This is a genomic window from Beggiatoa leptomitoformis, from assembly GCF_001305575.3.
Classification (GTDB): Bacteria; Pseudomonadota; Gammaproteobacteria; order Beggiatoales; family Beggiatoaceae; genus Beggiatoa; species Beggiatoa leptomitoformis.
Map to the genome: position 1 here is coordinate 3,123,247 of NZ_CP012373.2, position 26,329 is coordinate 3,149,575.

The following is a 26,329-nucleotide window of genomic DNA, read 5'->3' on the forward strand; positions in this document are numbered from 1 at the left end:
TTAACCATGGTTAGGTAATAAAACATAGTTTGGTAAACGAATAATAAATTTAACTCCACCGACTGCAATATTTTCTGCCCAAATTTTCCCACCATGTTGTTCAACAATACGTTGGCAAATGGTCAATCCTAACCCTGTTCCTTTGGGCTTTCCTGCTTGTTGGTCATCTACTTGATGAAATTTTTCAAAGACTTTCTGTAAATGTGTTGCGGGAATACCCGAGCCATTATCTTCTACTTCAATGTTTAACCATTGTTTTTCTGATAATAATCGTACGATGACTTGACCAGTCTCTGCTTCAGTAAATTTGCTGGCATTGGATAATAAATTAATCAGCACTTGAATCAAACGGTCGCGGTCAACTTCTGCTAACAAGGCATTTTCAGGTAATTGTGGTAGAAGATGAATGTGACGCTCATGAAATAATTGGCTAACTGCCGCACAAGCGGTTGTAATCAACTCCCGCAAATCGTGTGTGGATTTATGCCACTCCATCCGTCCTGATTCAATTTTTGCCAAGTCTAAAACATCATTGATTAAACGGGTTAAACGTTCTGCTTCTTTAACAATGATATCCAAAAACTGCTGGCGTTGTTCGAGGTCTATGGTTGGATTATTTAACAAAATTTCTGAGAATGCACGAATCGAGGTTAGTGGCGTGCGCAATTCATGGCTGACAGTCGCTACAAATTCGTCTTTTAAATGGTCTAGCTCCTGTAATCGCTCATTGACAGTCCGTAGCTCACGGGTTGCCATTTCTAATTCGTGCGATTTTTGCTCCAATTGTCGGCTGTAGGCTCTCACTTGAGAAGTTTCTTCTAAAATTTGTAAAACATCTTGCACACTTAATGGTTCTCCTTTAATAACAGAGGCAACCATGATGTGTGCAGAAGCCGAGCCTATCGCACCGGTTAATAGCTGTTCTACAAAAGTGATAAGCTGTGGTGTTGTAGGTGTTTGCTCATTGAGATTAAACTTTTTTTGTTGCGCATAGTTTTTAAAAGCTTGATTAGTCTTTTCTTCCCCAAGAAAACGTATTGTTAAGGCTTTTAAATCGGCAATATTTCCTTGTCCATGTCGATAGTAAATTTGTTCGTTGCGTTCTGTGTGGAAAACATCGACAAATAAGCTAGCTTGTAATCGTTCTAGCGTGCGTTTGTGTGAGAACAACGACACAATAATTAAGCCGAGTAGATTAAAAAATAAACTCCAAAAAACAGCATGTGTAATATTATCTAATCCTGTTAATCCAAAAAGTTGATAAGGTTTTAATAGTGCAATGTTTAATAAGCCTTTTTCAATAAAATCCATTGATAACCAACCCGATTTTGCAAATGCGGGCAGCAGTAGCGTGTAGCTCCAAATAAAAAAACCCATGCTCAATCCAACCAATGCACCTTGACGATTTGCGCCTTTCCAGTAAATTCCAAGAAAGATTGCAGGGGCGAATTGTGCCGCCGCCGCGAAAGAAACTAATCCAATAGTTACCAGCGCGTAGGATTCACCAATAAGTCGGTAATAACCATATCCTAGTAATAAAATACAGGCGATGGTGCAACGACGGATAAGAAGTAATAAACGCCCTAAATCTTGGCGGGCACTAAGATTTAATCTATTGATACGTAATAGAATAGGCATTAATAGGTCATTACTCACCATTGTTGCAAGCGCGATAGTTTCAACAATAACCATGCTAGCCGCAGCGGATAATCCGCCGATAAAAACCAAGAGTGTTAGCCCTTCTGCTTTAGCAAACATGGGCAGGGTTAATACATAGGTGTCGGGGTCTATGGCTTGTTGGGTAAATAGGAGTTGTCCTGCTAACGCAATCGGAAAAACAAAAATATTGATGATTAATAAGTATAAGGGAAATAGCCAACTGGCTGTTTTTAAATGTTGTTCATTGACGTTTTCGACAACACCGACTTGAAATTGACGTGGCAGGAATAAAATGGAACACATGGATAAAATAATCAGGGTAAACCAGTTGATATAGCCACCGGTAACGCTTTCCATCGTCATGCGTTTTTGCAACTCAGGTACAGCAAAGGCTTGTGTAAATAAGTCGGTTGGACCTGTAAATAATCCCCATGTCACAAAAATACCTACCGCTAAAAAAGCCAGTAATTTAACAATAGATTCAAAGGCTATTGCTGCAACCATGCCCTCATGTCGTTCTGTTGCGTCTAAATGGCGCGTGCCGAATAAAATCGTAAATATCGCTAAAATCAATGCAATATAAAAAGCAGTATCAAACCAAATAGGACGTAATCCCAGTTGTTTAGGCATCATTAAGATTGGATACTGGCTGACAATATCTAAACTGCTGGAAATGGCTTTTAGTTGTAATGCAATATAGGGCAAAATGCCAATAACTGCGATAATTGTGACTAAACCACTTAAACTAGCACTTTTGCCATAACGTGAGCCGATAAAATCTGCTATCGACGTGATGCGATAGCGGTGAGCAATACGGATAATTTTACGTAAAATCAACCAGAATAAAGCAGCCGTTAGTGTTGCCCCCAGATAAATAGGTAGAAAACCCATGCCACTGGTCGTTGCACGTCCGACGCTACCGTAAAAACTCCATGCCGTACAATAAATCGCAATAGACAGGGTGTAAACATAAGGATTGCTGATTAAAGAATGCCCACTGTCTGCGCGCTTATCGCCGTAATAAGCAATGCCGAATAAGATACCTAAATAACTAAACGAGACTAATAAAATCACCCAGTGTTGTAACATTATTCTTCTCCTTTAGGTGTTGAATCAGTTTTATGTAAAATAAGGGCAGTAAATCCAATAAATATCAACCAAACTATAAATAAATATATATATAATAACGGAATTCCAAATATTAAAATGGCTTGACTGAAAAGAGAAAGTAGGGGATAGATAAATAATAATGTGCCAAATAAAAGAAGACTGAGTAGATAGCTTGCGGTGGTGTGCATAAAAATGACCTATTTTCTGGCGTTGTGCTTAACAATGAGTTGACATTACCTGATGTTTTGCTGAACTTTTAAAAATCATTAAATCATGCAGACAGTTTTATAGGTAGTAAATGCTAAAATGAACCTATTAGGTAAAACAAACACCTGCTGAACGTTTTTTGTACATCTTTTAGTCAATCCTCTTGAGTCAACATAATGAAACGAATTAAACGATTTTTTTATATGGTCGGATGTGTGTTTTTAATCAGTGTGTTATGTGGATATGGATACGCCGCTGATAAAGGGACTTATTCAACAGCACCGACATTACATCAGGGGAAAAAGTGGCGGATTGGATATTTAGAAGGGGGTACGTTAGCCACTTACCCGCTCAATGTTATCGCCATTGTTAAAGGGTTGGAGGAGTTGGAATGGCTATCATTACCTACCATTCCTAAACTTGCGGATTCTAAAGATACAAAAGCCTTGTGGCAATGGCTGGTGCAGAATGTAAAAAGTGATTATATCGAATTTGTTGCTGAGGCTTATTGGTCATCTAATTGGGATGAAAAACAACGCCCTGTAACAAAAGCAACGGTTATTAAATATCTTAATGAAAAACAAGATATTGACTTAATGTTGGCATTAGGTACATGGGCAGGACAAGATTTAGCCAATGATGAACATCATGTCGCAACGATTGTCGCCTCTACTTCTGATGCACTGGCTTCAAAAATTATTAAAAGTGCAACCGATTCTGGGTTTGACCATCTTCATGCAAAAGTGGATGTAACGCGCTTTGAGCGACAAATTCGTTTATTTAATGATGTTGTTAATTTTAAAAAGTTGGGGGTTGTTTACGAGGATACGGACGAAGGCAGAAGTTTTGCCGCTATTCCAATCATTCAAACCGTTGCAAACGAAAGAAAGTTTGATGTTGTTTCTTGTTATGCCGCATTTTCGGGCGTAGAAATTGCTGAGGCGGAAAATAATGTGTTGCGTTGTTATAAAGAAATCGCGCCAAAAGTAGAGGCGGTTTATGTCACTATTCATCGTGGTATTACAGCAAAAACGTTACCTGTGATAGCGCAAAATTTAATCGATAATAAAGTGGCTAGTTTTGCACAACAAGGCTCAAGCCAAGTGCAAGCAGGCGTTTTACTGAGTATGGCATCCCCCGGCTTTCAGGACGTTGGACGATTTTATGCGGCAACCATTGCCAAGATTTTTAACGGTGCAAAACCCCGCGAGTTAAGCCAAATTTTTGAGGACCCAATACGTATTGCTATTAACATGGCTACGGCTAATTTAATCGGTTTTGAACCCCCAATTGTGATTTTTGGGATTGCCGATGAAATTTATCAAGATATTGAAGTCCCAAAGTGAAATATATTGTTTTAAATCAATATATTAAGACAGACAGCACGTAGAGAATTACATGTATTATATTTTATCCCTGTTATTCAGAAAATATTGGGGAATTTACAACTTCTGTTTAGCTTGACTTGTTGGATTTTACCGTTTGGAGAGCGTTTATAAAACGGTAGGATAGGCTTACACTATTGACCGCATCAAGACAAAATCTTGCTTTCTCAAAAAACATGAAAAAGTGGCGTATAACACTAGGAGCGTTAATATGAAGAAAAAATTATTCGTTATCTATCTAACATCAACATTGATGGGAATTAGCTTTGCTAGTTATGCGGTGGAGGACTCCGCGCCTAAAGCAACTTTACACAGCGCAACCAGTGGGGCAAACGTTCCTGTTATGCCAGAACCCAGTGTGCAAGAGGCTCCTGAACCGCACATTGTGCCTGATAAAGAAAGCAAACGGGTTAAACGGGTAAAAAATGAAGGGGATAAAACCAATAAAACCGTTGCAACAGCGAATACTCAAGCCCCTGCAACGACTGAGACAGCTAAATCGGAGCTTGCCGCTAAATCTGAGGCGGTTGTCCCTTTAAAAACTGAGCAGACAGCGACTTCTCCAACACCTGCGAAAGAGGATGAGAAAAAAGAAGATGAGAAAAAAGAGGTGGTGAAAGCGACCGAAGCCACTGAACCCAGTCCTACGTCAGAAGTGAAAACCAGCGTTGCTCCCGATACGACACCCCCCGCCGTAGATGTACCAAAAGTGGACGCAAAGACCACAGACGCACCCATAAAAGACGCGCCCATAAAAACGGAGTTAACCCCAACAGCGGCAGATAAACCACCTGTAGCAGACGCATCAGGGTCTGATGAGGAGAATACTGATAAGGCAATGGCGAGTGGTGATGAAGAGAAGGCGAAGCCCGCGCCAGTAAAAAAGACGCAGTCTCACGCAAGAGGGGCAAAACCCGCGACGGTTAGTAAAAAAAGCGTGACAACTGTTAATAAGCCTGTTGTTAGTAAATCTGTTAAAAGCAAATCAGCCGTAACAAAAAAACCAACAACAGCAACGAAAAGCAAGTTGCAATCAACGGTTAAAAGTAAGGCGAAAGCACCTGTAAAAACAACAGCAACAACAAAGAAACCCAGCAGTAAAAAACCCAGTGTGATAAAGCCGTTAGTCACCACGAAAGCAAAAACCAAAACCAATAAGGCGACTAAGGATAAGTAGGTGGCAATGTAGGTGCGGGTGTGTTCGCACCTATTTTGTCGCTTATGTTATGGTTTATAGAACGCAGTTGAAATTTTCTATGGTGTTTATACGGTTATTTTTTATTAATATCGTTCTCTTGGCTTTAAGACCGCTTGTTATTCCCCATCTTCTTTAAATGGGGAATGTTCCCATAAATCCGCCATATATGCTTCTATTGCTGGTGTTTCTTGGGTTAAAAAACGCTGTACGATATGGGTAAAACGCTCATCTGCCAGCCAGTGTGCTGACCATGTTGGTGTGGGCAGAAAACCGCGACTAATTTTATGTTCGCCTTGCGCACCCGCTTCAAAGCGAGTTAGTTTATTTTTAATACAATAATCAATGGTTTGGTAGTAGCATAGTTCAAAATGTAAGTGCGGAAAGTGTGCGCTACATCCCCAGTGTCTTCCGTAAAGTGTATGCGAGCCGCGTAGGTTAAATGCGCTGGCAACATACTCATCCCCTAAACGTGCCATTACTAACACAATATTATCGGGCATTGTTTTACTAATCGTTTTAAAAAATGCGAGTGATAAGGTTGGCACGCCTGACTTACGTTCAAACGTTGAGCTATAAAATGCGTGAAATTGTTCCCAGTGTGCATCGGTCGCTTGATGTCCATCTAATATTTCAATCGTAACGCCTGATTGTTGTGCTTCACGGCGTTCTTTTTTGATTTGTTTACGCCGCTTTGATGTTAGTTTGCTCAGAAAATCATCAAAATCTTGATAGTTTTCATTATCCCAATGAAATTGGCAACCTAAACGTGCCATTAGATGACGTTGTTTAATTAAGTAGTCGGTATCTGTGCTGTCAGTGAATAACACATGTAAGCCTGATACATTTAATTTTTTGGCTAATGCTAATGCACCATCAAGCAGTAAATCGGCGATAGTCTGCCATTCAACATCAGGTGCGACCAGTAAGCGCGCCCCTGTTGCAGGTGTGTATGGGGTAGCACAGACTAATTTGGGATAGTAGGGGTTTCCTGTCACTTTTTGATATGCATCTGCCCATGACCAATCAAAAACAAATTCGCCATAGGAATTCATTTTGATATATAAGGGCATTGCACCGATTAGTCGTTCTTCTGCATAAACTAATACATGAAAGGGTTGCCACCCATATTGATGTAAACAACCTTCTTCTTCTAACGCAAGGAGAAATTCGTGGCGAACAAAGGGATTTTCCATACCACGCAATTGATTCCAATCCGTTGCAGAAACATCGGTGAGCGATTGGCTGTAGTTGATAAGCAGGGTATTGGGTATGTTCATAGTGGCTGACATCGTGGGGTTTGTCTTCACTATGGGGTTAAATGTGAGTGTCACAATTGAGGGATTGATTTTTTTCGGATTGATAAATCAAACAGTCGGTTTTTTGGGTTAAAAATTAGCCCTGAATAAGATAGCCAACAATTTTATTAAGTTGTTAGCTAATTCGGAACGATAATAGATTTTGATGTTTGACGGCTTGTAGAAACATAAACCACGGACAACACCGTTTTTAGCGGTGGTATCCGTGCGAATTTATTTGTTTATTTGCCTAGACGTGTTGTTAATTAACCCTGACGACACGAAAACCTATTGTATTGATTTTTGTACGGGAATTAAAGTTTTGTCGTCTGGCAACACGTAGGTCTGCTTCATATTGTTTGAATGAACCACCGCGTACCATACGCCGACTACAATCGCCGCCTTCCCAGTTTTGTCCATATTGGGGCGCACCTTGGTAGTCATTACGAAAGCAGGTCATTGTCCATTCCATAACGTTACCAACTGTGTCGTAAATCCCAAAGGGATTGGGTTTGAAGATACCAACAGGTGCAGTTTGTTTGCCATCCCATTGGCTACCACACCCGCCACAGTTAGCATATCCCTGTGTGATTTGATAACCCCACCAGAAACTCCCTGTTGTACTCGCCCGTGCGGCAAATTCCCATTCACGTTCACTAGGCAGACGATATTGATAGCCTGTTTGTTCTGTTAGCCATGTGGTGTAAGCAAGCGCATCTTCAAACGATACATTAATTACTGGGCGGTTACCGCGTCCCCATTGATTATCATCAGCCGGTGTTCTATTGGTTGCTGAGGTAAATTGGTCATAGTCAGCAAAGCTGATTTCATAACGGCTAATGGCAAAAGGTGTTAAAACGACCTTGTGTTGGGGGCGTTCTTCGCGGTTGATGGAGGAGTCGGAACTGCCCATCATAAAAGTCCCCCCCGGAAGCACGGCCATCGGTGGACCTTGAAAGCCATTTTTGAGTTTATCCCGTGTGAAGCTAATACTACTTAAATTAACGGGTTGTACTTCCTCAATTACGGGCTTACTGACGATAACGGGTTCTTTTTCTGGGCTTGTTTCTGTTGTGCTAACTACGGTTGTGGGTGGCTGTTGTACTTTTTTAAGGTTCGCAACGAGTGGCACGCTGTCTAGTAAAGGCGTTAGGAAAATAATGACAACAAGAGCAATAAATAAAATAACAACAAGGGCTAACCCTAGCATAATTCCGATAATGCCACTTTTAGGACGAAAAGCGATACGAATTTTTTCTTTTTCAATCTCTTTTTGTTTTTCCATCAACGCCCGTGCTGTATCTCGTTGTACACGGAGCAGTTCTGCTTCTTTGACTGATTGTTGACGAATATTATCAACTTCTTCTTGCAGACGGCGTTGTTCTTCTTCCTTCTTTTCTATCAGGCGGGTGAGTTCTTGTTGTAGCTTTTCGTCATTACTCCGTTTATCTTTATTTTTCTCCGCTTCTGCTTTGAGCTTGGCAAGCTCGGCTTTGGCACGTGAAAGTTGGTCGATTTGCGCACGGGTTTTCTGTTGCGCCGTTTCAATCCGTGCTATACGGGCTTCCAACAGGGTTTTCTCGGCTTCAGCACGACGAAGTTGGTCAGTCGTTGATAGCGGAGAAACTGAGGGAATGAGTGCGGTGTCTGAATTAGGCGCGACTGCCTTAATCGTTGCTTCAGCTACTTTGTCTTTTTCTTGCAATTTAGCAATTGCGGCTTGCATCGCGCTGATTTGCGATACTAATTTTTGCGCTTCTTTTGCCTTACGTGCAGCTTCTACTGAGGAATCTGCCGTTTTAACTTCTGCTTGTAGTTTGTTATAACGCTTAATTAGTTTTTGCGCTTCAGCTTTGGCTTGATCGAGTGAAGACACAATCGGATTCTCTGTAGGTTAGGGTGAACGATAAATCTGAAATATTGGGGATTTATGCCCCAATGCTAGCGGAACAAGAAAGAGGTCACGTTTTTGTTCCGCCTACCGTTAGGCGATCAACGCGCAAGGTAGGCTGTCCTACACCAACAGGGATGCTTTGTCCGTCCTTACCACAGACACCCACCCCACTGTCTAGCTTTAAATCATTACCAACCCGACTGACTTGTGTCAAGACATCCGCACCATTGCCAATCAGGGTCGCGCCTTTAACAGGACGGGTAATTTTTCCTTGTTCAATTAGATAGGCTTCACTGGCGGTAAAAACAAATTTGCCTGAGGTGATATCTACTTGCCCACCGCCAAAGTGTACAGCATATAAACCTTTGTCCACTGAGGCAATAATGTCGGCAGGATCGTCTTCCCCTGCGAGCATGTAGGTATTGGTCATGCGTGGCAGCGGTAAGCTTGTATAGGATTCACGCCGTCCATTGCCTGTACTAACAACACCCATTAATTTAGCATTGTGTTTATCTTGCATATAGCCTTGCAAAATCCCTTTTTCAATCAGGGTTGTACATTGGCTAGGTGTGCCTTCATCGTCAATGGTGAGTGAGCCTCGCCGGTCAACAAGTGTGCCATCATCAACGATAGTGCATAACGGGGATGCAACGGCTTGCCCTATTCGTCCTGAAAAGGCGGAAGTCCCTTTGCGGTTAAAATCGCCTTCTAAACCATGTCCAATGGCTTCGTGTAAAAGAACACCGGGCCAGCCTGCACTGAGGATAACGGGCATTGTACCTGCGGGAGCTTCTATGGCTTCTAGGTTGACAAGCGCACGTCTAACGGCTTCTTTTACGTAGTTTAGGCCGTGTCCTGCATTGAAGTATTCGTAACCAAAACGTCCGCCGCCGCCCGCCCCACCTTGTTCACGCCTGCCATTTTCTTCTACCACAACATTTACATTTAAACGGACGAGGGGACGAACATCGGCAGCGAGTGTGCCATCACTGGCAGCAACTAGAATAGTGCTGTACGCACCATGTAATGTCAGAATGACTTGTTTTACTCGGGGGTCTTCTTGGTGAGCTGCTTGGTTTAATGCGTTAAGTAAATTAACTTTCTCTGCGGCAGTGAGGCTATTTAAGGGGTTGATGGCTGAATAGTGGGGTGTTGCTACCGTTTTTCGCCACAGGCCTGCTTGTCCTGATTGTCCACGTTGTGCAATACAACGCGCGGTTTTTGCCGCTTCGCTCAGTGCGGACAATGTTAAATCATTGCTATATGCAAAACCCGTTTTTTCTCCACTAATGGCGCGGATGCCAACCCCTTGGGTAATGCTGTGGCTACCTTCTTTGACAATGCCTTCTTCTGATGCCCATGCTTCACTATGACTACTCTGAAAGTATAAGTCGGCATAGTCAATGTGATAACCCAGTAAATCGGTTAGCACTTGGCTTATATCCGTTAGGCTTAAAGCGGTTGGGGTGAGTAGTTGTTCGGTAGCAAGGCTTAGGGCTGTTGACATGCGATTCTTTTGTGGTCTAGGGTTGGAAAATTACGCCGTATTGTCTGTAAATATGTTGGGTCAAGGTCTGCGTAGATGATGCCTGCCCCTTGTCCTAAACGGGAAAGTATATTTCCCCAAGGGTCGACAATCAGGCTATCGCCATACGTTTCGCGTCCATTAGCATGAACACCGCCTTGATTCGGTGCAAGAACATAGCTTAGATTTTCAATTGCACGGGCGCGAACGAGAATTTCCCAATGTGCTTTCCCTGTCATTGCTGTAAAGGCTGAGGGTAAACTGATAATAGTCGCCCCTTGTGCAGTAAGGCAACGGAATAATTCAGGAAAACGAACATCATAACAGATGGCTAATCCGATACGTCCAAACGGTGTATCAACCACATTGGTGTTATGTCCTGCTTCAATGGTTCGTGATTCGCAATAGCTTTCTTCAGGACTTACCATGACATCAAAGAGGTGCATTTTATCATAACGTGCGACGCATTGACCGCTGTTATTCAATACTAAGCAGGCTGCACGAACTTTGTCGGGCGCATCCGCAACGAGTGGGATTGTGCCGCCAATCAACCAAACACCGTATTTAGTGGCTTGTGTGGCTAGGAAATCTTGTATGTGTCCTTGACCAAAAGATTCACGAATTTTTACTTTGTCAGTGTCATGTTGTCCCATAAGGGCAAAATTTTCGGGCAGACTGACAAGTTCAGCCCCTTGGTCAGCCGCTTGGGCGATTAAACGCGCTGCCTCTTGTAAATTGGTGTTTACATCGGTAGTGGAAATCATCTGTAAAGCGGCGATACGGGTCATTATTCAGTCCTTTGAGTAAACCATTACGAGAAATACGCTTGTTATTTTAATTGAATATTAGGGGGCGTATCTGAAAAAAATCAAGTTATGTTGTTCGCCCTTCAATCAAGGCTTGTACTGTTGCTGCACAGTTTGCTATCTCTTCTTCTTGTGCGCAATATAACGGGGGATAAGCGGATAGTTGTACGCGACTACGGATAAATACCCCACGCACGGCATATCCCATTCCACGCACTCCTTTGATATAAACGGGATAAATGGGGGTTGGTGTTTGGGTATGTTGTGCAAGCCAAAAAACGCCACGTTTTAGTTTACTGGGGAATTGTGAGGGTAGAACAAACCCACCTTGTGGAAAGATGGCAACTGCTTCACCTGCTTCTAGTGCTTGTAGTGCCGCTTTTAAGGCTTTTTCAGGTCGTCCTGTATAATCTACGGGAATACCCCCAATCAGCCGAAATAGCCATGTCAACCCAAAACGATGATATTGATGGGCATCTATTAGAAAGCGTAAGGGACGGTTAGTAATCGCATAGAGTAATAAGGGGTCTAAACCTGATACATGATTGGCGACAATTAGCACAGCCCCTTGGGGTGGAATGGCTAATAGTGGTGCGTCTAAACGGTGATAATAACGACAAAATAGACGATTAAGCCCATCTAAATAGTTTAGAAACCAGTTTCCCCAAGGCGTTCGATTTGCCAATCGACAAGCACGTAGGCAAAACCACCCACTGAAGACCACAATAATTAATAACAAGCTTGTAGTTAATGTCATTAGCGTTTTATACAATGATGGGAAAGGCATTATCATTATGATTTGCTCGGCAACATTACACAAGTTTGTAACGTGCCTGCATAAGTGTGTTCACTCCAGCAAGAACAGTACCCACCATGACGACCAAAACCATTATTTTAGCCAGTAACAATCAGGGAAAAATTCGGGAGTTTAATCATTTACTCATCAACACGGATTTAGAGATTATCCCACAAAAAGACTTAGCCATTAATGACGTAGAGGAGACTGGCTTAAGTTTTGTGGAAAATGCCATTTTAAAAGCCCGTCATGCAGCACAACAAGGTGGATTCCCTGCTATTGCTGATGATTCAGGGATTGAGGTAGATGCCCTACACGGTGCGCCCGGTATTTATTCTGCCCGTTTTGCAGGACAAGGTGCGAGCGATACGGAGAATATAGCCTTATTGCTCTCCCGTTTAGCCGCCGTGCCTGAAGCACATCGTAGCGCACGTTATCACTGTGTGATTGTTTACATGCGCCATGCAACAGACCCTATGCCGATTATTTGTCAAGGAACATGGGAAGGTAGCGTATTATATACCCCCAGAGGCACGCAGGGATTTGGCTATGACCCTGTTTTCTATGTTCCAACGCATCAATGTAGTGCTGCCGAATTACCTGCGGCGATTAAAAATCAACTAAGCCATCGGTCGCAAGCCTTGCAAGCCTTACAGTACATATTACAATCCATGTCTTATCCAAAAAACTAACCTTCTTTCACCCTTCACCCTTCATCATTCACGACTATGCAATTTTCCAATTTTGGTCAGAAATTCACAGCGCATTCAGGGATTTTACAATTAATGCGTGATTTGGGTACTTCTCAAGCAGATGGACGGGAAATGTTAATGCTTGGCGGTGGCAATCCTAGCCAAATTCCGCAAGTACAATTGCGTCTGCGAGAACGAATGGAGGAGATTTTAAAGCATGGCGATGAATTTGAAAGAATGTTGGGAAATTATACTATTCCGCAAGGCTCTCTCACATTCAATAAAACCCTTGCGGTTTTATTACACCAAGAATATGGCTGGCAAGTGGATGAAAATAATATTGCACTAACCAATGGCAGTCAGACGGCTTTCTTTTATCTCATGAATTTATTTGCAGGAACTTATGCAACTGGTGAAAAAAAGAAAGTTTTATTGCCACTCGCTCCAGAATATTTAGGCTATAGCGATTTAGGGCTAGAAGCTGACATGTTTGTTGCGAATAAACCGTCTATTGAATTTTTGGATGAACATTTATTTAAGTATCATGTTAATTTTTCCGAATTAGCGATTACTGAAGAAATTGGTGCAATTTGTGTGTCCCGCCCAACCAATCCAACAGGCAATGTTTTAACTGATGATGAAATTAAACAATTAGATATACTTGCCCGCCAACATAATATCCCTTTTATTATTGATGGCGCATACGGCACTCCTTTTCCAAATATCATTTTTAGTGACGCGACTCCCCTGTGGAACGAGAATATTATTCTCTGTTTAAGCCTTTCCAAACTAGGATTGCCTGCTGTGCGGACAGGGATAATTATTGCAAATACGCGGGTTATTCAAGCTATCAGCGCGTTAAATGCCATCGTGAGCCTTGCGCCTACCCATATCGGTGCGCATATCGTTGAGGAATGGATACATAATCGCCAAATTTTACGATTAAGCCAACAAGTGATTAAACCCTATTATTACAGTAAGATGGAAAACGCATTGCGTTGGCTGCATGAAGCCTTAGATGGATTAAGTTTTTACGTACATAAGCCTGAAGGTGCATTTTTTTTATGGCTATGGTTTAAAGAGCTGCCCATTACCAGCCAAATGCTTTATGAACGTTTAAAAGAGCGGGGCGTATTGGTTGTTGCGGGACATTACTTCTTTCCCGGTATTGCTGACGCAGATTGGAAACATCGTCATGAATGTATCCGCATTAACTATGCACAAACTGAATTTGTTGTAAAACAGGGGATTCAAATTATTGCGGAGGTTGTGAGAGAGGCGTATGCGGGAATATAACGGTTAAATCCAACTGGGGAATTTATCACTGGGTGGTTGTTCATCATCATCTTTCTTTTTTTCATCGGTAGTTTTGGTAGTTTCAGTAGTTGACGAGGATGATGTATCGTCAAGTGTAGAAGATACATCATCTTGTTCTTCCATCTGCTGACTGTCGGAAATATCATCTTCTAACTCATAAAATGCACGTAACTGCATGATAAAAAATATGACACAACCCAATAAAATAATGAGTAGAAAAATAAAGTAGGTAAACATGAATATACCTGCAACTCAAAAGCTTGAATGAAGAGATCAAAAACACGTTTATATATTGCAATAGTCAGTTAATACTCAATAAACCACTTATATTTCCTACCATTACAAAAATAAGGTGATTAAAACCCCTTTTATCTATCAACAATGCAATAAATTGTCTGTTATAGTTATTTTTTACCCGTTGGCTGGGCAATTGCTTTAATTAAAATGGGTAATTTTTTATCCAAATACGTTTTTATATCTTGAACTGCTTCTTTAGTGATTTTTTTCAAGGTAATTTCTGACAACGCATTCCCACCCGCTTTTTGCAAGGTTGTTTGTAAACGGGCTTGAATAATATCCTCCATCTGCTGTTGAAAAGCCTTAACTTGCGCTTCATTCAACATGGGCGGTAAAACATTTTTTACCTCACGCCCCGCGACAACAATATCTTTCAAAACAGGTACGACAATTTTATCTTTGTGCATAGTACGACTGTAGGGATTAACGAAATGCTGGTTACAATGATATAAGGTATTACACCTATATGCTACGGCTTACTTAGAAATATCATGCGAATTTAATACAACCTGTTGTTCTCTATAAAAACGAAACCGTTGCCGTCCTGCAATGCGTGCCGATTCTTCTGGGGCAACTAGCTCGGCAATTCGCTGGAATTGCGCAAAAAAATCGGGAACAGTTTCGGCTAAATTAATTAACAAGGTTCGTGTTGACTGTGGCATCGTCCCATATCCAATCACGACGGGAAAATGCTGGCTTTTACCCTCACCATTTAAACAAAAAGTTTCTTCTTGTCCTGCTAACAATAAACTGTGTGGAATAAAACTATCAGGATTTACCACCCATAATAAACTATCTAATAGCTTGGCTTGCGCCTCCGTGTTTGCCAGAACAAATATTTGATGCTTTTGTTGATAGGCTTTTTCAATTAAGCGACAAACAAACCGCTCTAAGGCTTGTACATAATGGGCATGAAAAATGTAGAAATCCACTTGAGTGGGAGAAGTGGGAAGCTCAGAGGATGAATTAAGTACGGTCACAATGAATATCCCAAAGAGATGCACACTCGTATCTTTAAATTAAAAAAATATCATTATTCAAATAATTAAATTATACGCTGGCTTATGTTTTTTGCCTAAATCAGAATTTACCGAACTTCCAAAATAATCCGATAAAAAGCCCGCGTAGTGTGCATTAGGTATATGTTTTAACACTGCAATACACCCATTTTTAAGTGAGCGAGTGAGCTTAGCCCACAGCTCCCTTCTTTTAAGGATGTATTACGCTACTGCATCCTACGCTGGCTTGTGTTTAGAATAATCAAAAGGCAAACCCTAGCCACCGTTTACTTTTCACATACCTTAAAAAAAGGTAGCAGCTAGGATTTTGCTGGCGGACGTTATTAGTCATCATCCCCTAAATCGGGTGGAATAGGTAATGGTGGGAGTACGCCATCATCTTGACTACGATCAATTAAATATTGGGTCAATAACGGGACGGGACGACCTGTCGCACTTTTTTCTTTCTTAGGTGCAGCTTTCCATGCTGTCCCTGCAATGTCTAAATGCGCCCAACGGTATTTCTTCGCAAAACGCGACAAAAAACACGCAGCGGTAATAACCCCTGCTTCAGGTCCACCAATGTTCGCCATGTCTGCAAAAGGGCTGTCCAGTTGCTCTTGGTATTCATCCCATATTGGTAATTCCCAAGCGCGGTCACATGCCATTCTACCTGCATTTAATAGGTCGTTTGTCAATGGGTTATGATTACTCATCACGCCATGTGCATGTGCGCCTAACGCGGTAATACATGCCCCTGTTAAGGTTGCAATGTCAATAACGACGCTGGGTTTAAACCGTTCTGCATAGGTTAAGGCATCACACAGAATTAACCGCCCTTCCGCGTCAGTGTTTAAAATTTCTACGGTTTGTCCTGATAAGGTTGTAACAATATCACCGGGTTTAGTCGCTTTACCGCTGGGCATGTTCTCAACAGCGGGAATTAATCCGATAACGTTAATCGGTAATTGCAACTCGGCGATGGCAGATAATGTGCCTAACACACTGCCCGCACCACTCATGTCATACTTCATTTCATCCATTCGCTCGGCTTTTTTAAGCGAAATACCGCCAGAATCGAAAGTAACCCCTTTACCGATTAAAACGGTTGGATGAGCATCTTTTTTATCATTACCCTTATATTCAATAACAATAAAACGCGGGGGTTGTTCACTGCCTTTTGCAATGGCTAACAGTGCATTCATCCCTGCTTTTTCAATATGACTTTCGGTTAAAACTTTACATGTTAAACGTTCATGTAAATTACTTAAGCGTTTTGCTTCTTCTACCAAATAAATCGGCGTACATACATTGCTGGGTAAATTACCCAAATTTCTGGTTAATTCCACACCACCCGCAATTGCCTCAGCTTCTCGACGAGCCTGTTCGGCAATCCCAAGTTCCCGACGAGAGGCAACACTAAACACAATTTTTCGTAAAGGACGACGAGTAATATTTTTCTTACTTTTTAGCTGATCAAAGCTATATAACGCATAACATGCTGTTTCAATCGCATGACGAACTTTCCATGCAGTATCTCGTCCGCGCACATTTAATTCGGTTAAGTAACAAACCGTTTCCATTGAGCCTGTTTCGTGCAGTGTCCGAATCGCATGGACAATAACCTTACGGTACTGCGTATCACCTAATTCTCTTTCCCGCCCGCAACCCACCAACAACACGCGGTCGGCTAAAGTACCGGGAACATTGTGTAATAACAATGTTTGTCCAATTTTGCCTTCTAAATCCCCTCGGCGCAAAATAGAAGATAAGTATCCATCACTTACTTCATCAAGTTGTTTGGCAACTTCAGATAAGCGACGTGGCTCGTAAATGCCCACAACAACACATGCTGTTCGTTGCTTTTCTGGATGCCCGCTTTTTATATTAAATTCCATGCTATTTTCCGTTGTTATGGTTATATTGATAAAAACGCGCAAATGAAGCAGGATTATCTAATTTGCACGCTAGACTCGCTATACCGAATAGAACTATTATTGCTTATATGTTACACATTCGTCCAAAACTTGTAAAATCATATTTTTAATATCACTTATTGCAGACAGAGTGAGGTATTTTTTTGATTATCAATCGTTATCTGTATCGGGAAATTATATATACTCTTTTTGCGCTGATTACCTTGCTTCTGTTAATTTATGTGAGTAATCGCTTTATAGGCTATCTTTTACAAGCAGCCTCAGGCGCGTTACCTGCTCGATTTATCTTTCAACTCCTCGGAATTAGAGTTTTAGGTGACTTAACCCTCATTTTACCGATAGGCTTTTTTTTATCTATTTTATTAGCCTTAGGACGGCTTTATAAGGATAATGAAATCACAGCATTAGCTGCTTGTGGTATTCCTGTTCCTTTTAATGGAATTTTATTTTTTGCCTCAATTTTCGCATTTTTTGTAGGGGCTTTATCGCTCTATATTTCCCCATGGGCAAAATCCATAGAGATAGAATTACGCACCCAAGCTGCAAATGCAGCGGAAATAGGGGGCATAGAAGCAGGGCGTTTTAAAGAATTTCTCAAAGGACAAGGTGTTCTTTATGTAGAAACCGTGGATAGTAAAGCCAACAATTTAGAAGTGATTTTTGCACAGGCTAATCTCCCTGATAAACGGATAGTTATGACGGCTAAACAGGCCTATCAAACAGCAAAAGACCAAGAATTGTTTTTAATCCTGCAAAACGGACATCGTTATGAGATACCCAACGAAAATCCTCTAAGCTATAACATGATTGACTTTGCCGAACATGGTATTCGTATTCCACATAAATTAAATGATTCTCCCCCCGTAGAAAGCCGTACAGCGTTACCAACACAAGTTTTATGGCGTTCACCTAAGGCAGAATATCAAGCTGAATTACAATGGCGATTGTCGTTACCGCTTTCTATCATTTTGCTTTCCGCGCTTGCTGTTCCCCTGTCACGAACAACCCCGCGACAAGGACAATATAGTAAGATTTTTTTCGGCATCTTAATTGTATTGATTTACAGCAATCTGTTATCTATTGCTAAAAAATGGGTAGAACGTGGTGATACACCAACTTTTATTGGTATTTGGTGGGTACATTTACTGATGCTGGTTATTATCATTTTTTTATTAACTTATCCCCGTTTACAACAGTATTGGCGACGTAGATGGAGACGACCCACAACTGCAATTTAACGCCTTTCAAGCAAATGACCTAAAAGCAATATGATGATGAAACTCAGAAATAAAATACTGCTTGCCATCACTTTTACGCTTATTAGCATTATTAGCATTCTTTATTTTGTTTCTATTCATATTTTAAAAAGCAATATTCAAGAAATAGAACAACGGGCAACAGAGGAACAAGTTCGTAATTTACTTTATTTGGTCAAATATACCCAAAAACAACTTTATCAAGGCGTAGCCTCGTGGTCAGTATGGGATGATACTTATCAATTCATCAATGACCACAATACTAACTACATAAATTCCAATCTTACGCCGTCTATGTTGGCCGCCGTTGGTATGGATAATATGTTGTTTTTCAATAAAGCAGGTAAATATGTTTATGGTATTGGTTTCGAAAAACCCGTGTTAAACCTTGACGAACTGCCTGATAAATTACGTCGCCAATTAAATCCTAATAATAAGTTATTACGCTATTGGCAAAAAAATGAACCTGTAATAGAACTTATTCAACTCCCTAAAAACGCATTATTACTGGCTTCATACCCTATATTTCCCACAGAAAAACAAGGAAATCCAAATGGACATCTTATTGTTGGTAAATACCTAACCACAGATTATTGGTACAACATATCTACCCTAATTCAACATCCTTTATTGGTTTATAACAGCACTGACCCAAACCTCCCCGATGAATTTCAAATAGCTCTCCACGAAATAAGCACAGATAACCCCATTTATACAACTGAAATATCAGAAAAATTATTTGCAGGATACACAGTATTGCCTGACATCATGGGCGAACCTGCGCTGATTATTCGTCTATTAACTCAACGTACTACCTATCAGCAAGAACAACGTAGTTTGTACTATATGCTAGTGCTGGTATTCATTATCGGCTTTATTATTCTGTTAGTTATACTCTTTTTACTTGAGTGGATGGTTTTAAAACAACTGATGTGTCTAATCACCGATGTAGCAGGTATTAGCACAACAGGTGACCTGACTAAACGGATAAAACTTTTAAAAATAGATGAGTTTCTAACCCTTACGCAACAAATCAATGCCCTTCTTACGGCATTAGAACAATCACAAACCAAAATACAAGCGTTAAATACCCAACTACGGAATGAAAACCTCCGTATGTCAACGGAATTACAAATTGCACGCCGTATTCAAGCAATGGTACTTCCCGAAAATACCGAACTCTCCCAATTCGCTGACGTAGAAATCACGTTTTCCGCACAACCTGCGACAGAAATCGGCGGGGATTATTGCGATATATTTCAACAAAATAAAAAAATTATTTGTAGTATTGGCGATGTAACTGGGCATGGATTGGAAAGTGGCGTAGTCATGCTGATGGTACAAGCGGCTTTAAAAGCATTGTGTATTATGAATAATGGACAATTGTCTTATGACGGTTGGAATGCCCTTAATCAAATGATTTGGCATAATATTCAACGAATGCAATCAGACAAAAATCTCAGTTTGCTGATGCTAACCTATGTCGCGGGTAAATTATGCTTTATAGGACAACATGAGGAAGTGCTGATTATCCGACAGAATCAGCCATTAGAAAGAATAGACACCTTTGAATTTGGTTTTACCATTGGTCTATTAAATGAGGATATTAGCCAATATTTAAATGAATATCGAACAACGCTTGCGGTTGGTGATGGGGTTGTTTTATTCACCGATGGGATTACTGAGGCTGAAAATGAACAGGGTGAATTTTATGGCATAGAACGTTTGTGTACGCTCATAGAGCAACATAAACAAACCACCGCTACAGTGTTACAACAAATCATTCTTGATGATGTTTATGCCCACATAGGCAATGCACCCGTTTATGATGATATAACCTTGATTGTTTTAAAACGTTGCCATTAAAAACCGATTTTTTACAAGCGTATATAAAGAAGCCCCCTTTACTCGTGCCACCACGCATAAAAACGGCTGGAATTTTAGATTGGTTTATAAGTCGAATAAAAAAGCCTGTTTTGTGACGCATAAAGAGGCAACAAAACAGGCTTTAAAGTTGGTAAATGCGATTAATTAATCGCTTTCATACTCAGACGAATTTTACCTTGTTTATCAACTTCTAATACTTTAACTTTGACGACATCGCCTTCTTTTAGCTTATCAGTTACTTTATCCACACGTTCTTCAGAAATTTGCGAAATGTGAACTAAGCCATCTTTACCGGGGGAGATGGTTACAAAAGCACCAAAATCAACTATTTTAGCAATTTTACCTTCGTAAACACTACCGACTTCAATGTCAGTCGTGATTTGTAAAATCCGCCGACGAGCTTCTTCTGAGGCTGTTTGGTCGGAAGAGGCAATTTTTACTAAGCCATCATCGCTGATATCGATGACTGCACCTGTTTCTTCTGTAATGGCGCGGATGGTTGCCCCTCCTTTGCCAATAACATCACGAATTTTATCCGTTTTAATACGGAAACTGGTGATGCGAGGTGCATGTACGGACATTTCCTCACGCGGAGAAGAAATCGATTGGCTCATGATATTGAGAATATGTAAACGACCTTCTTTTGCTTGTGCTAAGGCAATTTCCATAATTTCGCGGGTGATACCGTCGATTTTAATGTCCATTTGTAGCGCGGTTACACCGTTGGTTGTCCCAGCTACTTTAAAATCCATATCACCTAGATGATCTTCATCACCCATAATATCGGATAACACAACGAAATTACTATCTTCTTTAATTAAGCCCATTGCAATGCCTGCAACAGGGGCTTTAATCGGTACGGCTGCATCCATCAGGGCTAAACTCGCACCACAAACGGTTGCCATTGAGCTAGAACCATTTGATTCAGTGATTTCAGACACTAAACGGACGGAATAAGGAAATGCTTGTTGGGTAGGCATAACGGCTTGTACACCACGACGCGCTAAGCGTCCGTGTCCAATTTCGCGCCGTTTAGGCGTGCCTATGCGTCCAATTTCGCCAACACAGTAGGGTGGGAAATTGTAATGTAGCATAAAGCCTTCTTTACGCTCACCTTCTAAGGCATCAACGACTTGTGCGTCACGTTCTGTTCCAAGCGTTGTAATCACCAATGCTTGTGTTTCACCGCGTGTAAACAGGGCTGAACCATGTGTGCGAGGTAAAACACCAGTGCGTATCGTAATCGGGCGCACTGTGCGATTGTCACGCCCATCAATACGAGGCAAGCCCGTTAGAATATTGCCACGAACTACTTTTTCTTCTAACTTGCCTAATGCTGATTTAACTTGTCCTTCAGACCATAGTGCTGCGTCACCTTCACACAATTGGCTGATAACTTCTTTACGAATTAATTCAACCATGTCACGACGAACTAACTTATCACGTGTCAGATAAGCCTCGCGTAAACGTGCATCGGCGGCAATACTAACTTGTTCAACTAAAGCAGGGTCTAAGGTTACTGCTTGCCAAACCCAAGGGCTTGGTTTTGCTTCAGCAACCATGCTTTGAATGGCATCTAGTACAACTTGTAGTTGCTCATGTCCAAACAATACAGCCCCTAACATGACTTCTTCACTTAATTCAGTGGCTTCTGATTCAACCATTAAGACAGCCGTGCGTGTACCTGCAACGACTAAGTCTAACGCGGATTGTTGTAATTGTTTGCCCGGATTAAGTACATATTCACCATCAATATATCCTACCCGTGCTGCACCTAGGGGGGCGAGCATGGGCAAACCTGCGAGGGCTAAGGCAGCAGACGCGCCTATTAGGGAAGGAATATCTGGATCAATGTCAGGATCAAGTGACATGACTGTTGCGACAATCTGCACTTCATTCGTAAACCCTTCAGGGAATAATGGACGCAAAGGGCGGTCAATTAAGCGAGAAGTTAAGGTTTCCTTTTCGGAAGGTCTGCCTTCCCGTTTAAAGAAACTTGCCGGTATTTTGCCTGCGGCATAAGTACGCTCTTGATAATCCACTGTCAGCGGGAAAAAATCACCTTCTTTGGAAGGGTTTTTACTACCAACAACCGTGACCAATACAACTGTATCACCCATACTACTCATCACGGCGGCAGAAGCCTGACGTGCAATCTCGCCAGTTTCTAGCGTAACGCTATGCTGACCATACTGAAAAGTTTTCTTAAGTGGAACCATCGAAACTCCTTAACCTACTCGCTAATCCGCTGAAAAGAGGGAAGGCTTTTATTAGTGGCGCAAACCGAGCTTGCTAATTAATGCCTGATAGCGGGTGAAATCTTCTTTTTTAAGATAATCCAGCAAGCTACGACGTTTACTAACCATTCTTAATAAGCCACGGCGGGAATGGAAATCTTTACCATTGCTTTTAAAATGCACAGAAAGGCTGTCGATATTGGCACTCAGTAAAGCGATTTGCACTTCAGCAGAGCCTGTATCATTGGGTGAGCGTTGGTGTTCTTGAACAATTTTGCTTTTTGTTTCGGCTGTTAGCATGACAGATTAATGACTCCTGAAAATAAAACAGTATTTTTACCTAAACGCGCAAGTATAGTGGTAAGTTAAGCTAAAAACAAGAATCTAAAAAATATAGATTTTGTTATTTGTTTGATTCGTCTTGTAAGCTCATGCGTCAAAATGTTGTCGCCATAAGTCTGGAAGGGGTAGGGATTTTCCCATGTGGTAATTAACCCAAACCATGGTGACATGACCGTGTGCATAAATTTTTTCGGGTTGGTGAGCATCATAAATATCATGGGTAAATGGCACACTACTGCGTCCCGGTTTACCTACGTAAGTATCCACTGTCACTGTCGCAGGATAGACAATTGGTAATAAATAGTTACATTCTGCTTTGACCAGTACAGGCCCTTCTTCTCCTTCCAATTTCATCCCTAAACTGTCTAGCCATTCAATTCGTGCTTGTTCCATAAAGGTAAAATAGCGTGCATTGTTGACATGCCCTAGTGCATCCATGTCTGACCAGCGAATAGGAAAAGTGTATCGATATAACAATTTTTTGGGGATTTCTGTCATGTCTTTGCCGCCTCATGTATTGATTAAAGAATGTCTGAATTGGAATTTTCAGAATTCTTAATATTATCATCTTTATACCTGTTAACGTCGAAAATCCTGATGCAGATAATTCCTGTATTTACACACTTCTGCATAGCATTACTCGTTTAGAACTCATTACGCTAGCCCTAAGAACCGCAAATCACACGCAAGTAAAAAATACATAAAACATAAATGATAGATTGCTGTTTTATGATGACCTTGATAATCTTAACTAACACGCGCGTATTTTTCTAAAACAGCCCACAAACTAGAATCAAAGCTATGAAAAAGCTGATACTTTCTGCATTACTCCTGCTCTGTTCTTCAACAAGCTACGCAACAATCTTAATGCTAAGCCCCAATATTCAACTAGTCCCTAGTCCCCCTGATAGATATGTTGTCAGTGCTGGCGAGGGGTTAGCGAGTGTTGCGGCTCGCTTTGTTGTCAACCCTAACCTAGCCATGCAATTCTGGCAGCAATCTATTTATTTATCTGATGGACAGCTACCCCAAGTACACACAGGCGATATCGTCAGCTTAATCAAACAAGAAGAGTTGTTCGGCTTACAAATTAAGCAAGGACGAGACGTTAAATTATTGCCCGCAGAACGTGCTTTAATCAAAGAAAACAAACCCCCCGTACTGCCAACAGAAATGATTCAACAGTTTTTAAACCGTCCACGTATTGTAACTGATGACGAATTAGAAAAAGCGGGTCACATTTTAGGCAATGCCAATAAAACCCTCTTAGCCTCAACAGGCACAAAAATTTATGTCCGTGGACTAGACGAAATGGATGCAGAGGAGGGCAATGAATATGCCATTATTCGCTTAGGGGATGAGTTACGTAATCCTGAAAATGATGAACTACTTGCACACGAGGCAATTTACTTAGGGGATGCAAAATTAGTCCAAGAAGGTGACCCTGCAACCTTACTAATCACCCATTCACAACGTGAAATTCAAGATGATAACCTAATACTACCCATGTCTGAAAACAGCTACAACCAAGATTTTGTTTTATCTTCCCCTGCTGAATTAGAAGATGGAAAAATTATTTCACTGGTTGACGGCGTTTCGCAAATTGGGCAATATCAAATTGTTGTGATTAATAAAGGCGAAGATGATGGCATTGAAATCGGTCATATTTTACAAGTACGTCATTCAGGTGGATTTAAAGAAGACAAAGGTGAAAGCATAAAAATGCCCAGTGAGCCTGCGGGTACATTAATGGTTTTCAAAGTATTTGAAAGGGTTAGCTATGCTGTTGTTACCAATGCAACCCTTGCTATTCAACTATACGACGAAGTAACCATTCCTTGAGACCGCCCGTTGCTAATTTTACTGATGTAGAATCTTGGTTGCTATTAGCCCGCGCCCCCGGCGTAGGACCTATCACCTTCATGCGTTTTCTCAAATACTTTGGTTCACCTCATGCCGCATTAATGGGGGGGCGAAATGAGTGGGCAACATTGGGGGTGAAAGGGGAATTACTCCAATACCTAGAAAACCCAGACAAAACGATAATAGAAAAAGACTTACACTGGCTATCTTTAGAAAATAATCATCTTGTTACCCTAAACGACCCACACTATCCGCATCGTTTATGTGAAATTCATGACCCCCCGCCGATTTTATTTGTACACGGTGATTACACCCTATTATCCAGCCAACAAGTTGCAATGGTTGGCACACGTAACCCCAGCCCACTGGGTAAAGAAATAGCCTATGATTTCGCAAAAAATCTTTCCCAAGCAGGCTTTACAATCACCAGTGGGTTAGCCATGGGTATTGATGCTTATAGTCACCAAGGGGCATTAGCCGCAACAGGCAGAACCATAGCCGTTGCAGGCACAGGGCTAGACCGCGTTTATCCCGCCCAAAATCGGGAACTTGCCCATCAAATTGCCCAAACAGGCGCATTAATCTCAGAACTTCCCCCCGGAACACCCGCTAAAAATCAACACTTCCCCAGACGCAATCGAATTATTAGCGGATTAAGCATCGGTACACTGGTTGTTGAAGCCTCACTACGCAGTGGTTCACTCATTACAGCTCGCCAAGCCGTTGAACAAGGGCGCGATGTATTTGCAATCCCCGGTTCCATCCACAATCCCCTAGCAAAAGGCTGTCATGCCCTCATAAAAGAAGGTGCAAAACTCGTAGAAACCGCCGCCGATGTCATGGAAGAACTCTTTTTACACCTACCAAACCAACAACGCACCATCCCCCTAACCCCCCCTTTACCCGTTGCAAGCAACAGACTAACCCAGCACAATGAATTAGACGGTGATTACATTCGCTTACTAGAATACTTATGTACAGAAGCGCAATCGATTGATAATCTAGTCGAGCTGAGCGGATTGACGGCAGAAGCAGTTTCCTCCATGCTGTTAATTTTAGAATTGCAAGGACTTATCGCTTCACAAGCGGGCGGACTTTATGTTCGGCTTTCATAAGCTGACGGAGATGAATTGCGTGGAAGATAATATTTTAGATGTTTTGATGTATCTTTTTGAAAATTATATGGATGAAGATAGCCATATCACAACTGACCATGACGCACTACACGTCGAACTGACACAGGCAGGCTTTTTAAGTACAGAAATTTACAAAGCCCTCAAATGGTTAGATGGTTTAGTAACCCGTCCAGACTCACAAGATACACAAAAACAAAACATTGCTTCTATTCGGATTTATACCGAAGAAGAAATGGCTAAACTTGATTTAGAATGTCGTGGTTTCCTCTTATTTTTAGAGCAAATCAACGTACTAGACCCCATAAACCGCGAATTAGTCCTAGACCGTGTTATGGCACTAGAAACCGACGAATTTTCCCTAGAAGAACTCAAATGGGTTATTCTCATGGTACTGTTTAACCAACCGGGTTATGAAGCCGCATTTGCATGGATTGAAGACTTAGTTTACGAAGAAATGGCAGGACAAATACACTGATTATCAATGCACACACA

General features: G+C 41.4%; 23 protein-coding genes. 9 read left to right on the forward strand and 14 right to left on the reverse strand.

Going from position 1 to position 26,329, the window contains the following annotated elements:
• Positions 1–2,748 carry a sensor histidine kinase gene (locus AL038_RS13140; protein ID WP_062153504.1) on the reverse strand — a complete coding sequence of 916 codons (2,748 nt, stop codon included), beginning with the start codon at positions 2,746–2,748 and terminating at the stop codon, positions 1–3.
• Positions 2,748–2,957: a hypothetical protein gene (locus AL038_RS13145; RefSeq protein WP_062153507.1), complete on the reverse strand. Its 210-nt coding sequence runs from the start codon at positions 2,955–2,957 to the stop codon at positions 2,748–2,750. The genes AL038_RS13140 and AL038_RS13145 overlap by 1 nt, the downstream gene beginning before the upstream one ends.
• Before the next feature lie 195 nt (positions 2,958–3,152).
• Between AL038_RS13145 and AL038_RS13150 the strand changes: the two genes are divergently transcribed.
• Both AL038_RS13150 and AL038_RS13155 read left to right on the forward strand, forming a co-directional pair.
• A complete protein-coding gene (locus AL038_RS13150; protein WP_066246140.1) occupies positions 3,153–4,322 on the forward strand; it encodes an ABC transporter substrate binding protein in 1,170 nt (389 codons plus the stop codon).
• 250 nt (positions 4,323–4,572) lie between these two features.
• Complete coding sequence (locus AL038_RS13155; RefSeq protein WP_062153511.1) at positions 4,573–5,538, forward strand: hypothetical protein; 966 nt, start codon at positions 4,573–4,575, stop codon at positions 5,536–5,538.
• Positions 5,539–5,675: 137 nt separating this feature from the next.
• Here AL038_RS13155 and AL038_RS13160 read toward each other — a convergent pair whose 3' ends face one another.
• From AL038_RS13160 to AL038_RS13180, 5 genes are all read right to left on the reverse strand, one after another.
• Positions 5,676–6,836 (reverse strand): GNAT family N-acetyltransferase, encoded by a 1,161-nt coding sequence (locus AL038_RS13160; RefSeq protein ID WP_062153513.1) that lies wholly within the window; start codon positions 6,834–6,836, stop codon positions 5,676–5,678.
• Positions 6,837–7,116: 280 nt separating this feature from the next.
• Positions 7,117–8,730 (reverse strand): formylglycine-generating enzyme family protein, encoded by a 1,614-nt coding sequence (locus tag AL038_RS13165; RefSeq protein WP_062153515.1) that lies wholly within the window; start codon positions 8,728–8,730, stop codon positions 7,117–7,119.
• 85 nt (positions 8,731–8,815) lie between these two features.
• Complete coding sequence (gene tldD, locus AL038_RS13170; protein WP_062153517.1) at positions 8,816–10,255, reverse strand: metalloprotease TldD; 1,440 nt, start codon at positions 10,253–10,255, stop codon at positions 8,816–8,818.
• Positions 10,240–11,061, reverse strand: coding sequence for a carbon-nitrogen hydrolase family protein (locus AL038_RS13175; protein ID WP_062153519.1), 822 nt, complete (start codon positions 11,059–11,061; stop codon positions 10,240–10,242). Before AL038_RS13175 ends, tldD begins: the two co-directional genes overlap by 16 nt.
• An 85-nt stretch (positions 11,062–11,146) precedes the next feature.
• Entirely contained in the window at positions 11,147–11,836 is a 690-nt protein-coding gene (locus AL038_RS13180; RefSeq protein WP_062155534.1) for a lysophospholipid acyltransferase family protein, read from the reverse strand.
• Between the two features lie 116 nt (positions 11,837–11,952).
• Here AL038_RS13180 and rdgB point away from each other — a divergent pair, with 116 nt between their 5' ends.
• Together rdgB and AL038_RS13190 are read left to right on the forward strand one after the other, a co-directional pair.
• Positions 11,953–12,567 carry an RdgB/HAM1 family non-canonical purine NTP pyrophosphatase gene (gene rdgB, locus AL038_RS13185; protein WP_062153521.1) on the forward strand — a complete coding sequence of 205 codons (615 nt, stop codon included), beginning with the start codon at positions 11,953–11,955 and terminating at the stop codon, positions 12,565–12,567.
• A 36-nt stretch (positions 12,568–12,603) separates the two neighbouring features.
• Positions 12,604–13,863, forward strand: a complete 1,260-nt coding sequence (locus tag AL038_RS13190; RefSeq protein ID WP_062153523.1) for a valine--pyruvate transaminase — start codon at positions 12,604–12,606, stop codon at positions 13,861–13,863.
• 3 nt (positions 13,864–13,866) lie between these two features.
• Here the strand turns inward: AL038_RS13190 and AL038_RS13195 are convergent, their stop codons facing one another.
• The 4 genes from AL038_RS13195 to AL038_RS13210 all read right to left on the reverse strand — a co-directional run bounded on the left by AL038_RS13195 (position 13,867) and on the right by AL038_RS13210 (position 17,077).
• Positions 13,867–14,121, reverse strand: coding sequence for a hypothetical protein (locus tag AL038_RS13195; protein ID WP_062153526.1), 255 nt, complete (start codon positions 14,119–14,121; stop codon positions 13,867–13,869).
• A gap of 167 nt (positions 14,122–14,288) precedes the next feature.
• Positions 14,289–14,588, reverse strand: a complete 300-nt coding sequence (locus AL038_RS13200) for a hypothetical protein (protein WP_062153528.1) — start codon at positions 14,586–14,588, stop codon at positions 14,289–14,291.
• A 69-nt stretch (positions 14,589–14,657) separates the two neighbouring features.
• Complete coding sequence (locus AL038_RS13205) at positions 14,658–15,161, reverse strand: DNA polymerase III subunit chi (RefSeq protein ID WP_062153530.1); 504 nt, start codon at positions 15,159–15,161, stop codon at positions 14,658–14,660.
• 362 nt (positions 15,162–15,523) lie between these two features.
• Positions 15,524–17,077 carry a leucyl aminopeptidase gene (locus AL038_RS13210; RefSeq protein WP_062153532.1) on the reverse strand — a complete coding sequence of 518 codons (1,554 nt, stop codon included), beginning with the start codon at positions 17,075–17,077 and terminating at the stop codon, positions 15,524–15,526.
• Positions 17,078–17,259: 182 nt separating this feature from the next.
• On the opposite strand from AL038_RS13210, the gene lptF reads away from it, so the two are divergent.
• Positions 17,260–18,354, forward strand: a complete 1,095-nt coding sequence (gene lptF, locus AL038_RS13215; RefSeq protein WP_062153534.1) for an LPS export ABC transporter permease LptF — start codon at positions 17,260–17,262, stop codon at positions 18,352–18,354.
• 30 nt (positions 18,355–18,384) lie between these two features.
• On the forward strand, positions 18,385–20,238 hold the full coding sequence (locus tag AL038_RS13220) for a CHASE4 domain-containing protein (protein ID WP_083991530.1): 1,854 nt from the start codon (positions 18,385–18,387) through the stop codon (positions 20,236–20,238).
• Between the two features lie 161 nt (positions 20,239–20,399).
• Here the strand turns inward: AL038_RS13220 and pnp are convergent, their stop codons facing one another.
• The 3 genes from pnp to AL038_RS13235 all read right to left on the reverse strand — a co-directional run bounded on the left by pnp (position 20,400) and on the right by AL038_RS13235 (position 23,336).
• Entirely contained in the window at positions 20,400–22,478 is a 2,079-nt protein-coding gene (gene pnp, locus AL038_RS13225; RefSeq protein ID WP_062153538.1) for a polyribonucleotide nucleotidyltransferase, read from the reverse strand.
• Positions 22,479–22,529: 51 nt separating this feature from the next.
• Positions 22,530–22,796: a 30S ribosomal protein S15 gene (gene rpsO / locus AL038_RS13230; protein ID WP_062153541.1), complete on the reverse strand. Its 267-nt coding sequence runs from the start codon at positions 22,794–22,796 to the stop codon at positions 22,530–22,532.
• Positions 22,797–22,925: 129 nt separating this feature from the next.
• A complete protein-coding gene (locus AL038_RS13235) occupies positions 22,926–23,336 on the reverse strand; it encodes an acyl-CoA thioesterase (RefSeq protein WP_062153543.1) in 411 nt (136 codons plus the stop codon).
• Between the two features lie 303 nt (positions 23,337–23,639).
• On the opposite strand from AL038_RS13235, the gene AL038_RS13240 reads away from it, so the two are divergent.
• From AL038_RS13240 to AL038_RS13250, 3 genes are read left to right on the forward strand one after another with little or no spacing between them, the layout of a single operon-like run.
• Positions 23,640–24,680, forward strand: a complete 1,041-nt coding sequence (locus AL038_RS13240; protein WP_145917108.1) for a hypothetical protein — start codon at positions 23,640–23,642, stop codon at positions 24,678–24,680.
• Positions 24,677–25,816, forward strand: coding sequence for a DNA-processing protein DprA (gene dprA / locus AL038_RS13245; protein ID WP_062153547.1), 1,140 nt, complete (start codon positions 24,677–24,679; stop codon positions 25,814–25,816). Before AL038_RS13240 ends, dprA begins: the two co-directional genes overlap by 4 nt.
• A 10-nt stretch (positions 25,817–25,826) precedes the next feature.
• The gene (locus tag AL038_RS13250; protein WP_336603617.1) at positions 25,827–26,312 is read left to right on the forward strand and encodes a DUF494 family protein; all 486 of its coding nucleotides are present in this window, start codon (positions 25,827–25,829) and stop codon (positions 26,310–26,312) included.
• Positions 26,313–26,329 lie beyond the last annotated feature (17 nt).